Origin of the sequence: Providencia sp. (assembly GCF_040396775.1) — a bacterium.
In the GTDB taxonomy this organism is placed as follows: Bacteria; Pseudomonadota; Gammaproteobacteria; order Enterobacterales; family Enterobacteriaceae; genus Providencia.
On the sequence record NZ_JBEBNT010000001.1, the window covers coordinates 112,928 to 125,149 of the forward strand.

At 40.2% G+C, this 12,222-nt stretch carries 12 protein-coding genes; 8 read left to right on the forward strand and 4 right to left on the reverse strand.

Translation table 11 applies throughout. From position 1 onward, the window contains the following. Positions 1–63 precede the first annotated feature (63 nt). Positions 64–411 carry a DUF2511 domain-containing protein gene (locus ABWP91_RS00540; RefSeq protein WP_353241522.1) on the forward strand — a complete coding sequence of 116 codons (348 nt, stop codon included), beginning with the start codon at positions 64–66 and terminating at the stop codon, positions 409–411. Positions 412–832: 421 nt separating this feature from the next. Here ABWP91_RS00540 and ABWP91_RS00545 read toward each other — a convergent pair whose 3' ends face one another. From ABWP91_RS00545 to yebS, 3 genes are all read right to left on the reverse strand, one after another. Beyond that, a complete protein-coding gene (locus tag ABWP91_RS00545; RefSeq protein ID WP_206086170.1) occupies positions 833–1,066 on the reverse strand; it encodes a DUF1480 family protein in 234 nt (77 codons plus the stop codon). A 147-nt stretch (positions 1,067–1,213) separates the two neighbouring features. After that, positions 1,214–3,553, reverse strand: a complete 2,340-nt coding sequence (locus ABWP91_RS00550; RefSeq protein WP_353241523.1) for a PqiB family protein — start codon at positions 3,551–3,553, stop codon at positions 1,214–1,216. Continuing rightward, positions 3,528–4,754, reverse strand: a complete 1,227-nt coding sequence (yebS, locus tag ABWP91_RS00555; protein ID WP_353241524.1) for a membrane integrity lipid transport subunit YebS — start codon at positions 4,752–4,754, stop codon at positions 3,528–3,530. The genes ABWP91_RS00550 and yebS overlap by 26 nt, the downstream gene beginning before the upstream one ends. Positions 4,755–4,887: 133 nt before the next feature. Here yebS and msrC point away from each other — a divergent pair, with 133 nt between their 5' ends. The 3 genes from msrC to prc all read left to right on the forward strand — a co-directional run bounded on the left by msrC (position 4,888) and on the right by prc (position 8,232). Beyond that, a complete protein-coding gene (gene msrC, locus ABWP91_RS00560) occupies positions 4,888–5,370 on the forward strand; it encodes a free L-methionine (R)-S-oxide reductase MsrC (RefSeq protein WP_353241525.1) in 483 nt (160 codons plus the stop codon). A 110-nt stretch (positions 5,371–5,480) separates the two neighbouring features. Continuing rightward, positions 5,481–6,170, forward strand: a complete 690-nt coding sequence (proQ, locus tag ABWP91_RS00565) for an RNA chaperone ProQ (RefSeq protein ID WP_353241526.1) — start codon at positions 5,481–5,483, stop codon at positions 6,168–6,170. A 19-nt stretch (positions 6,171–6,189) separates the two neighbouring features. Continuing rightward, a complete protein-coding gene (gene prc / locus ABWP91_RS00570) occupies positions 6,190–8,232 on the forward strand; it encodes a carboxy terminal-processing peptidase (protein ID WP_353241527.1) in 2,043 nt (680 codons plus the stop codon). A 74-nt stretch (positions 8,233–8,306) separates the two neighbouring features. Here prc and ABWP91_RS00575 read toward each other — a convergent pair whose 3' ends face one another. Further along, entirely contained in the window at positions 8,307–9,128 is an 822-nt protein-coding gene (locus tag ABWP91_RS00575; RefSeq protein WP_353241528.1) for an OspG family effector kinase, read from the reverse strand. A gap of 188 nt (positions 9,129–9,316) precedes the next feature. On the opposite strand from ABWP91_RS00575, the gene ABWP91_RS00580 reads away from it, so the two are divergent. The 4 genes from ABWP91_RS00580 to ABWP91_RS00595 all read left to right on the forward strand — a co-directional run bounded on the left by ABWP91_RS00580 (position 9,317) and on the right by ABWP91_RS00595 (position 12,165). Further along, positions 9,317–10,048, forward strand: a complete 732-nt coding sequence (locus ABWP91_RS00580; protein ID WP_353241529.1) for a cell envelope biogenesis protein TolA — start codon at positions 9,317–9,319, stop codon at positions 10,046–10,048. Between the two features lie 420 nt (positions 10,049–10,468). Continuing rightward, positions 10,469–11,350, forward strand: a complete 882-nt coding sequence (gene htpX / locus ABWP91_RS00585) for a protease HtpX (protein ID WP_206086163.1) — start codon at positions 10,469–10,471, stop codon at positions 11,348–11,350. Positions 11,351–11,408: 58 nt separating this feature from the next. Further along, on the forward strand, positions 11,409–11,717 hold the full coding sequence (locus ABWP91_RS00590) for a DUF7677 family protein (RefSeq protein WP_353241530.1): 309 nt from the start codon (positions 11,409–11,411) through the stop codon (positions 11,715–11,717). Positions 11,718–11,889: 172 nt separating this feature from the next. Continuing rightward, complete coding sequence (locus ABWP91_RS00595) at positions 11,890–12,165, forward strand: hypothetical protein (RefSeq protein ID WP_353241531.1); 276 nt, start codon at positions 11,890–11,892, stop codon at positions 12,163–12,165. Positions 12,166–12,222: the final 57 nt, after the last annotated feature.

Here is a 12,222-nt window from a genome sequence, read left to right on the forward strand (position 1 = left end):
AAAACCACTCTATTTATTTGATAATAGCGCCTTATTATCTCATTCGTTTACAAGGTCATTTCAATGAAATCTAAACTCATTATTTGCTTATTATTGGTTGGCGGGACAATTAGCGCGGCTGTTGCTGCCCCTTTAACATCCGTTAGTAAAAAACAATTTGGCGATGATTGGCCATTTACACGTGAAGAAGTGATGTTGGAATGTCGCAGTAATGGTGCGCTGGTGGTGATCAATCCAGCGACATTAATGCAGTATCCATTAAATGATATCGCCGCAACCCAAATGAATAATAAAGAAATTAAAGGCCAACCTATCGATGTTTTACTCAAGCCGATTGAGACCACTAAAAGTGTTGAAGAGCGTGTTTTGCCGTTGAAGGAAGCCGCTGCGAAATTGTGTGGTAGTAAGTAGGGCGTTTTAAGGTGGTTTTATTATTGCAGAAAAAGAAAGAGGGAAACGGTTATCCATTAAAAAATGTTATATATCAATGAGGTAATGGATTGAAAGGTTTTGCTGATTACTTACATAGGTATGACCTATTGAACAAATAGTTCAATATTAGAAAATTAAACAATAAATTGTGTTAATAATATGTAAAAAAATTGATAATTAATGTGGCAATAACGTGCATTGAAAGCTAGTATTAGGGTGTACTTTGTTACGTCTCAATGGCAATTTTAGCGCACGGCTCTGCCAGAGCCATTTCCCAAGGCCCGGTAATCGGAATCTACCAGGCCTCTTTTTTTGCCTCTCGTTTTGCTGTCGTACATATTGACTCATCGATAGTAAGCCAATCATCTTTGCATTAATCACGTTGTTACCTAATAAACGACTAAGCAACTTTCATAACCCAATGATGGTTTTCTTTGTCATAGCGGTGGCGGTATAACAGCACAGGTTTTTCATCAATAGTTGCAGGGATACTCGTGTGTTCATCCCAACCATCTAACTGCATACAAAAATCGGTATCAGAATCACAGGGAATACTCACCGTGTCGCTTTTATGAGTCTCCATAACGGCATCATTGATTTCATAGGAAGATATTTTCAATTTAACTATACACATAATCACACCTCATTGATTGATTTTAGCTGTACAAATTCAGCCCAACGAGATTAAGCATAGTATAAATGGAATCTATTTCCAAAATATTTTTTTTGCAGTATGAAAAGGAAAGGTGCATTGTTGGGTTAACAAGCACCTTAGTAGCGGTTATTTTTTAGGAATAGAGGTTCCCCATTCCAAATAGTCGCTTGGCGGCTCTAATTTCAGAATGAAGTGCTGTTCAGGCTTAGCGTTAGGTGATAAAGGCACTGTTGGCGGGGTTGCAAACACAATACCACCACGAACAAATTGTTTAAATGTTCCGCTTTTAACTACGCCACCCGTTAAACCAAAGGAAAGGTTGAAACCAGAAGATAACCAAAATTGGGTATTATCACGCACCAGATATTGATACTCTTTACCGATACGAGTCGCAACATAAACGCGATCGGAAAGCTCTCCCAAATAGAGTCCTGTAACAACACCGACCTCTAATCCTCTAAAGAGAATTGGCGTTCCTACTTGGACTGAACCGACATCAGTAGCATCAAGGTAGACAGTTAAGCCATCGAGATAACGCGAATCAGTAATATTGGCAGCTTGTAACTCAAATTGGTAACGACTTTTATTACTTCTGCCAGGCTCTGCACTAATATAAGGCTGAAGTAAGCTGTCTAAATTATTTAAACCTGCAGGTGATAGCTCTGGTGTGACAACAGCAAATCGGCTACCTAGTTTAGTGAATGTACTCACGTAATCGGGGTAGAGGATTGCCTTAGCCTGCACTTCGCGTTTGTCCGCAGAGAGCTTTAAAGATTCAATTTGACCGATATTAATACCTAAGTAGCGAATTGGCATTCCTTCAGACAACTTAGAAGCATCAAAGGTGGTTAATGTGACAACGCTGCCAATGGCTTTTGCAGAAGTCTCATTCGGATACAATGTATGTTGACGGGCTTTATTAACGGTGGAATTGTCAAAATTATCAAAGCTAATTGCACCACTAATTGCACGGCTGAGCGGGGCAGCTTGGACGGTTAAACCATTGCTGTTCAGTGCGACTTTTGCCCCACCTTCCGCCCAAAAAATACTGTTATCAGTAAGTAGATGGCGATATTCATTGGAAATATTGACATCAATGGCAAACCCCGATTTTGTCGGTTTAATGGCAATAATCTTCCCAACGGAAAATTGGCGATAAAGCACGACAGAACCTGTTTGGATATCGGGTAACGTTGCAGCGTTGAGTGTAATTGTTGTTGGTGGTGAAACGCCCAGAATACCCGCTTTAGCATTTTCGTCACTGCGATAGAGTGGGAAGGTGGCTGGGAGTTTTTCTTGGCTATTTCCGACAATTACGTGAACTCCACCTTCAAGCCACTCTTGCGGCGTTGCACCTTGAAATTGAAGGCCATTTAACCCCAATTGAACATCAACACGGCTATTGGCGACAAATTTGCTGTCGGCTCTTATTAGGTGACGATATTCATCATAAACCGCAATATTGAAGTCAACTTTATCAGCATTTAAGTGACGTTGTAACACTTCACCTATTTGTATGCCACGATAAACAACAGGTTGCCCTTGGTTGACGCCAAAAGTGTCATGAGCCCATAAGGTTAAATTCAGTGGTGATTTGGTGTTTTGCTTCGCTTCACTTGCCACCGCAGCACTACTTTGTAAAACAAACGATTGACCTTCTTCTGCCTGAGGACTGCCTTCCGGGGAGTCAAATGCCACTGCGCCATTAATCACTGCAGAAAGGCTTTCCATTTTAACATTTGCGCCAGATTTTAGGTCGAAGCTACCTTGTAAACCTGAGACATTCCAAAACTGGCTGTCTTTGCGAACTAAATTCACATAGCGCTTTTGCACGATAGCTGAGATGGACACGCCTTGGTTATCAGGTAAAACGGTATAGCCGGAAATATGACCAACAGGGACTTTGCGATAATAAATAGGCGAATTTTCATTTAATGAGCCTAAATCAGGAGCCGCAAGGTGTATGAGCAACTCTCCTTGGTCAATATTTTGCTGCGGAGGCGTGTCTTGTGCGACAAAAGAAAACTGCTCAGCCCCAGTACTTGGTAGCATACCAATATAGTTCCCACCAACAAGGGCATCGAGCCCTGAAACGCCGGCGAGAGAGGCTTTGGGTGTTACCAACCAAAATTTAGTGCCTGAATTCAATGCAGAACGCATATCTTTGTTAATGCTGGCAGTGACAATGATATTTTTCATATCTTTGCTGATTGCCACTGATTGAACTAAACCAACCTCAACACCTTGGTAACGAATAGGGGTACGATTCGCTACCACACCGGGGGCCGACGTAAATTCAATCGTGATATCCGTGCCACGCTCGACCCAATGTTGGAATAATAACCACCCTGCGATAAAAATAGCGACCAAGGGTAACAACCAAAAAGGCGAAATACGCGCACGTCGGCGTTGTATGGCTTCTGCAGCATCATCAGAAGGCTCATTTTGCGGGTTTTGTTTTTCCATAAGAATCCCAAATTAAACGGCTGTCTAACCATTCAACGGCTAAAATTGTTAGAATCACGGCAGTGCCAAAATAAAGCGCGGCAGGCCCCATGGTAAAGGACATTAATTGTTCTCGGTTAACGAGCGTCATCATCAGTGCAATGACAAACAAATCTAACATTGACCAACGGCCAATCCATGAAACAAACTTCAGCAGTTTCATGCGTAAGACGGGGTCAGTATTGCTGTTAAGATGAATCGAAAACAGCAATAAAATCATGATAATAATTTTAATAAACGGGACTAAGATACTGGCAATGAAAACAATAATTGCAATTGGCCAGTTACCCGAGTCGATTAGTGAGACGACACCCGAGTAAATGGTGTCCTCTAGCCGTTGCCCATTTAAGTAAAAAATAGAAATTGGCATTAGGTTAGCAGGAAACAGCAACACCATGGCAGCAATCAGTGCGGCCCACGTTTTTTGTAAACTATAAGGATCCCGATATTGCACAGGGCGATGACAGCGTTGGCACTTACCGTGTTTATTTGGCGGTGCGCTGTAGTGGCAAGCTGTACAGGTAATTGCGTTGGCCTGCGAACCTTTTTCCTCGATGGGGTAAAAGTTTTTCCATAGCACATCAAGATTCATGTGGATGAGGATCAACAGGCTTAAAACAGACATTGTGATAAAGGCAATCAACCCGTGGCCGATAAATACGCTGGCATAATCTTGCATTTTGATCGCAGCGATACCCAGTGCAATTAGATAAACATCCAGCATAACCCATTCTTTAATATGGCTTAGTACCAATAAAATAGGCCGGAGGTTCAATCCGATTTTTTGGCCAATCAGTAACGATAAAATTAAAATAGGCAGCAGTAAAGGGGCGGCAATCGCACAAAAAGCCACTATACTGGCAGTAATGGGGTCACCTTGCTGATTAATTAAGCGGATACCTTCTATAACGTTGGCATTGATTTGACTGCCTAATAGATGAATCGATATCAGGGGTTGCCAAAATGCAATGGGTGCAAGCATTAACAAGGTAATAGCAAGAATAGACAGCCGACTTAATGACCATGAACGGCCGTCATTGAGTTGAGAGGTGCACCGTGGGCAAATAATCACCTGCCGCGGGCTAAATGGCGGCGCATGAATTTTTTGATTGCAGTGACTACAACGTTGCAAAATCAAGTCAGTATGATTAATGTGATTCATATTTGCTCATTTTTGGGTTTCGCCTAGATGTAATCTAGTGTAAAAAAATTTACCTCAAAGTGACAACTTGGTAACCTTAGCATTACTCTTACATATGTGTATTTTAATTACTTGATTATTACTAGAAATAATTATGGATAAAAAGAAGTATTATCTCGAACTTTCAGATAATCTCTCTGCATTATTGGCGGGAGAATATGATTTAATTGCGACCTTGGCAAATACCAGTGCGTTATTATATGAACGTTTAGATGGTGTTAACTGGGTGGGCTTTTACTTGAGCAATGGCCAAGAGCTTGTTTTAGGCCCATTCCAAGGAAAAGTTGCATGTGTTCGAATTCCGTTCAGCAAAGGGGTCTGTGGTACGGCATTTAGTGAAAACCAAGTTCAGCGTGTTGAAGATGTTCACGCTTTTCCTGGTCATATTGCTTGTGACGCTGCAAGTAATGCTGAAATTGTCTTTCCGTTGGTGGTAAATGGTCAAAATATCGGTGTTTTAGATATTGATAGTCCAAATATTAGCCAGTTCGACCAAGAAGATGAAAAAGGGTTACAACACCTTGTAAACCAGTTGTGTCAACATCTGGCAATGTGTTCTATGCCAAAATATTACTAAATATTGGGCTGTAAAATTAATAGTAACGTGGCAATTGTCAGCAACACGATTATAATGTCGGCTTGTTCATGCCCGTGAGGTTGGCAAAATCGTTGTTATCAGGAAATTTCATGGAAAATCAACCTAAGTTGAATAGTAGTAAAGAAGTTATCGCATTTCTAGCAGAGCGTTTTCCACGCTGTTTTATCGCTGAAGGCGAAGCACGTCCGTTAAAAGTCGGAATTTTTCAAGATATCGTAGGGTGCTTGACAGAAGAAGATGGTATTAGCAAAACGCAATTGCGTTCTGCGTTACGTATGTATACTTCAAGCTGGCGCTACCTTTACGGTGTTAAAGAAGGCGCAAAACGCGTTGACCTAAATGGCGAAGATTGTGGTGAGCTAGACGCAGAGCACATTGCTCATGCTCGTCAGCAATTAACTGAGGCGAAAGCGCGCGTTCAAGCACAGCGTGCTGAACAAAAAGCGCAAAAACGCCCAGCAGCAAAAAAAACGGGTGACAAACCTGCTCGTAATCCAGATGCTGCAAAAGACAAAGCACCACGTCGTCGCCCGTCAGACAATAAAGAACGCCCGCAAAATACATCAGCGAAAACTCCACGTCGTAACAATCCAGAACCTGAGCAAAATCTGAAATCAGTGACTGATATCAACGCACTTTCAATAGGTCAAACCTTGAAAGTGAAAGTCGGTAGCAGCTTGATGGACGCATCTGTTCTGGAAATTGCGAAAGACGGTGTGAGAGTTCAATTGCCAACTGGACTGGCAATGATTGTACGCGCGGAACATTTAAAGTTCTGATACGGAGGTCAATCAGGTCATGAACAAACTTCTTAAAGTTGCACTTGTCGTTAGTCTGGCGACTTTTGGTAGTGCAATCGCTAATACTCAAGCAGTGACTCCGGTCACTGCTGCTCAGTTACCTGTCTTAAAACAGAGCGCACAGCACGGCACAGTCAGTGAAAGGGTAACCTCACGGTTTACGCGTTCACATTACCGCCAATTTGATTTAGACAAAGCGTTTTCTGGGAAAATATTTGACCGTTATCTCAATATGTTAGATTTCGGCCATAATGTTTTGCTTCAATCCGATGTTGACCAATATACCAAAGATAAAGGAAAAGTGGGTCAATGGCTTGAAGATGGCAAATTAGATACGTTTTATGACCTGTATAACCTGTCTCAGGAAAGACGTTTCGAACGTTTTAAATATGCATTAGCGCGTTTAGAACAACCGATTGATTTAAATGCGACGGATTCGATTGAAGTTGACCGTTCAAAATCACCTTGGCCGAAAGACAAGCAAGAGCTTGACCATCTTTGGGATCAAAAAGTGCGTTATGATTGGTTAAATTTAAAGCTTTCAGGCAAAGATGACAAAGAAATCAAAGAAAAGCTCACTAAGCGCTATAATTTCGCGTTACGTCGCTTAACCCAAGCGCAAAGTGAAGACGTTTTTCAATTGATTGTGAACTCATTTGCGCGTGAAATCGATCCGCACACCAGTTATCTTTCCCCTCGTAATACAGAGCAATTTAATTCTGAAATGAGCCTTTCATTAGAAGGAATTGGTGCTGTTTTACAGCAAGATGACGAAAATACGGTGATTAACTCACTGGTAGCAGGCGGCCCAGCGGCTAAAAGTAAAGAGTTAAAAGTCGGTGATAAAATTATCGGAGTTGGTCAAACGGGTAAACCGATTGTTGACGTGGTTGGTTGGCGTCTGGATGATGTTGTTGCGTTGATCAAAGGGCCAAAAGGAAGTCAGGTTCGTTTGGAAGTCGTTTCTGATACTAAAGGGGCGAAGCCACATATCGTTACCATAGTTCGGGAGCAGATCCGACTGGAAGATCGCGCAGTAAAACTGACGATTAAACAGCAAGGTAAAGATAAAGTTGCTGTTTTAGATATCCCAGGTTTTTATGTGGGTCTAACCAATGACGTAAAAACTCAACTGCAAAACATGGTGAAAGACAATGTTTCTGCATTAATCATTGACCTTCGTGGCAATGGTGGTGGGGCACTGACAGAAGCCGTTTCATTATCAGGCTTGTTTATTCCAAAAGGGCCAATTGTTCAAGTTCGTGATAACAATGGTCAAGTGCGCCAAGATGTCGATGATGATGATGTGATTTACTATAAAGGGCCATTGGTCGTTTTAGTGGATCGTTTTAGTGCATCAGCGTCTGAAATTTTTGCCGCGGCAATGCAAGATTATGGTCGAGCGTTAATTGTAGGCGAACCAACTTTTGGTAAAGGAACTGTTCAGCAACACCGTAGCTTAAGTCGTGTGTATGACCAGATGCTGAAACCGGAATGGCCATCATTAGGTTCTGTGCAGTATACCATTCAGAAGTTTTATCGTGTAAACGGTGGCAGTACGCAACGTGAAGGGGTAACCCCTGATGTGGTGATGCCAACGGGGCAAGACCCTGCTGAAACAGGTGAAAGCTTTGAAGATAATGCGCTGCCGTGGGATAGCATTCCTGCTGCGAATTATAGCAAAGTTGGTGATATTTCACCTGATTTGTCTGCCATTAAAACTAAACACCTCGATAGAATCAGTCAGGATCGTGAATTCAATTATATCGATGAAGATATCGCGCGCTATAAAGTGAGTAAAGAAAGTAAAAATCTGATTTCATTAAATTATGCAGAGCGTAAGAAAGAAGATGATGAAATCGAAGCGACGAAACTAAAACGAATAAATGAACGTAATGCTAAAGAAGGTAAACCACTCCTCAAGAAGTTGGATGATTTACCAAAGGATTACGAAGCACCAGACCCATATTTGGATGAAACGGTGAAGATGGCGGTTGATTTGTCAAAACAAAACACCAAAATGCTATCAGGTAACCAGTAGTTTGAAATACATCAAAAAGCCAGCGTAAGCTGGCTTTTTTTTATGTATGTTGATATGGGGAAAAATGTATTGGTTTAGCTTAGCCTCTTGCTAATTAAATTTAATAAACACTTAACCCCATTGGGATCAGTTTGGTTATTCGATTTTTTGCCTATATCTACAGGAAAAAAATTACCTGAATTTATATCATAGAGAAAATTGTTTTCAGACAAATCAGTTGGTGGACAATCTTTTTCTTTCATTTGTTTTATGAGTTCTAATAATTTCAATGGCGCATCAGATTTGAAAGAAGAAACTTCAGATAAGGGAATACCCTCAATTTTTTTCATTAAAATGGCCCTATTTCCAATGACAATTGCTGATTTTTGGCCATAAAATCGGTTAAATGAGTCTGCTTGTTCATGTATTTCATGGATTTTTGATTCATCGAAGAATATTTTAAAAGCTAAATGTGGATTTTTTTTATCACTTACAACAATCGCCTCTCCACCTTGCCCTAAGATTTCGCCAATTCTTTGATAGTTAGCCTCAGTAAATTCTGTAAAGCTTGGTGAATTCTTTCTGGAAGTGTCTTTTAATTGGGCTCTAGGTAAAATTGGCATTTCGCATTGTTGGATCCAAGATTGTATTTTTGACTCAATAGCAGGAGATATTATCTGATAAGAAATTGCTTTTAGTTGATTTGCAAGATTATGTGATTTTTCACTAAACGCAATATTTTTATTATTAATCATTAGATTATGGAGTTCACCTTTACTAATACCTAGCTGCTTATTAGTTATAGCAATGAGCTTATGTAATGTTTTATTTGAAAAATCTTTATTGTGCGCCTTTTTCGTCAGAGCAGAAGACAAATTGTCATGAGTGACGCTGATACGATTAAAAATAGAAAACATATTCCCTCCTAAAAATATACAATGATTTTATATTGATTTAGCTTATGCTTTCTTGCAAAAAATGATTATTGAATATAATCGATATAATATTTCAATTAAAACTTCATCCTGTAGGCATTAGTTTTCTTTACCTTTGCTTAATTTATCCTAAACTTTTGGTGTAGCTCCCTTAAATATGAGGCAATACCATGCGTAAATTACTTTTAGGATTAATGGCTGTTAGTGTCATTATGGTGTCTGCGGTCAACAGCGCCAGTGCAAGAAATTACCCTTGCTCGGGCAGTAAAGGTGGGATAGACCGCTGTGAGGATGGTAAATTTATTTGTAACGATGGTTCAACAAGCCGTTCAGAGCAAGTGTGTACCATTGAATTAAAAAACGATATAAACAGCAAAGCGGGGGCAGCTGGTGCTGTAATCGGTGCGGGAGTTGCGAAACAATCCAGCAAGCCTTCTGTTTCTGATTCAATTAAATCGACAGGGGATAAAGCCAGTAAAACTGCGAGTGAAAAAGCCACTAAAGCGTCAGATACAGCAAAAACAGTCAAAGAGAAAGCCTCCAAAGCCGCAGATAAAGATGTTGTGAAGGAAACAAAGGAAAAAGCGTCCAAAGCAGCGGATAAAGAATCTGCAAAAGCAGTAAAAGAAAAAGCGTCTAAAGCGGCGGATAAAGATGTCGTGAAAGAGACAAAAGAAAAAGCTTCAAAAGCCGCAGATAAAAAAGATGCAGTGAAAGAAACAAAAGAAAAGGCAAGCAAAGCAGCAGATAAAGAAAAAGCAGTGAAAGAAAAAGCAACTAAGGCAACAGATAAAGAACCCGCTAAAGCTGCTAAAGAAAAAGCCACCAAAGCAGCAGATAAAGAATCAGCTAAAGCAACAAAAGAAAAAGCGGCAAAAGCCGCCAAAGAGAAAGCCAATTAGGACACGCGTTTTTCGCTGTTTTCCTATGATTATATTGTGATGATAATGCCACCGCTGTGTGGCATTATTTTTTGTAAACGAAACCTTAAATATTGCTTATCAGGCTAAGAAAGAGATCAAAAGAGCAGATAAATACATTATTAAGATTCATACCCTTCAATAATTAGCTTTCTCGATTCAATTAAAAAGAAGTTTAAATTGAAATAGTTATGAATTGACCCTTTTAAAACAAATATTTAAAAATTGGATGCTAAATAAAATGAAAGGCATAGGGAGTGCTTTCCCATTTTTTAACCTCTTAGTGTAAAGTTATGTTATTTTTTACTGTTTTCGTGTTAATTGACTTGAAATAGTGTGAAAAAACCTTATTTATAAAGTAAATTCTACGTGATCTTAGTTTTTACCAAGGAATACAAAAAAATGATGAGAATTGCTTTATTCTTGCTCACAAACTTAGCGGTTATGTTTGTGTTTGGAATAATATTGAGTTTAACCGGTATTCGCGGAAGCAGCGTTCAAGGCTTGTTAATTATGGCAGGCTTATTTGGTTTTGGTGGCGCCTTTATCTCACTGTTAATGTCTAAATGGATGGCACTAAAATCGGTGGGTGGTGAAGTTATCGAAAACCCACGTAACCAAACTGAACAGTGGCTAATGACAACAGTTCAGCGCCAAGCGCAGCAAGTGGGCATTCAAATGCCACAAGTGGCGATTTACCATGCGCCTGATATTAATGCTTTTGCAACGGGGGCTCGTCGTGATGCCTCTCTAGTCGCAGTGAGCACAGGGTTACTTGAAAACATGAGCCGCGATGAAGCAGAAGCGGTTATTGCCCATGAAATTAGCCATATCGCCAATGGTGATATGGTGACAATGACGTTACTGCAAGGCGTTGTGAATACCTTTGTTATCTTTATTTCTCGTATCATTGCCCAGTTAGCAGCAGGCTTTATGTCAAACAATGATAACGAAAGTGAAAGCAGCAACGGCAACCCAATGGTTTACTTTGCGGTTTCAATGGTATTGGAAATTGTATTTGGTATCTTAGCGAGTATTATTACCATGTGGTTCTCTCGCTACCGCGAGTTCCATGCTGATGCAGGCTCTGCAAAATTAGTGGGGCGTGAAAAAATGATCGCGGCGCTGCAAAGGCTGAAAACCAGTTATGAGCCGCAAGAAGAAGGGCGTTTGATGGCATTTTGTATTAATGGTCGTGGTAAGGCGTTCAGTGAATTATTCCTGTCTCACCCACCGTTAGACAAACGAATTGAAGCACTTCGCTCAGGTGAATATTTGAAATAGTACAGAAAGCCACTTCAAATGAAGTGGCTTTTTTTATGGAATAGTTATAGGGATAGCAATGAAACTTTCACAGAGTGTTAGTGGTGCGTTGAGAACCTTCGCATATTTTATGACCAGTGGTAGTCACTATATGTTAAGTGGGGTTGATTATGTTGAATTGTGTGCGGACAATCCCAGTTTGGTTGAGCAAGTGTATGCCATTTTACTCAATACCCTAGAGCTTGATGAAAATGGAGATGTCACTAACTTCAAGCACGCGCAAAAACGCGCTACCGACTATATTCGTTGGTATGATGACAATTCATATGCTATTGACCCGCCATATGAGGATTGGGAAACCGAGTTGCATTGTATGCCAGCAAATTAAAGCAAGGGATTGAACTTTTCAAAACTAGCCAAACTGACGTATTATTTTTTTCTTTGTTACGTAATAACACTAAGTTATTTGATAACAAGGCATGAATATATCCTAATATAAGCTATATTAACACTAACTATAGGTAATTTTGCCTGTGTTCAATTTCATATGGGAGCAGTTCATGGACATACTTGTTAAGACAATACTCTTTGGTAATTCATTTCAAACTGAGTCCAACCCTGCAAGGCTTATCCCCATTAAATTTGAAATTTATCAATCAAACCAAGGTTTTTACCATCGGATATACAAAGAAGTTGGGATGTCTGGGGCAAATCTAGGCCAGGTATTTCGAGTTTGGGCTTTTGAAGAGCAAAAAAGTTGGGATAAGCAAACGAAGAACACAACATTAGATGAGTATGCGAATTACTGTAATGACTTGTATGCGCAAGCAAGGTAATAATTAATGGCAAAAAAAAGCCCCCTTCATAGGGTTTTGAAGGGGGAGCTAAATGAA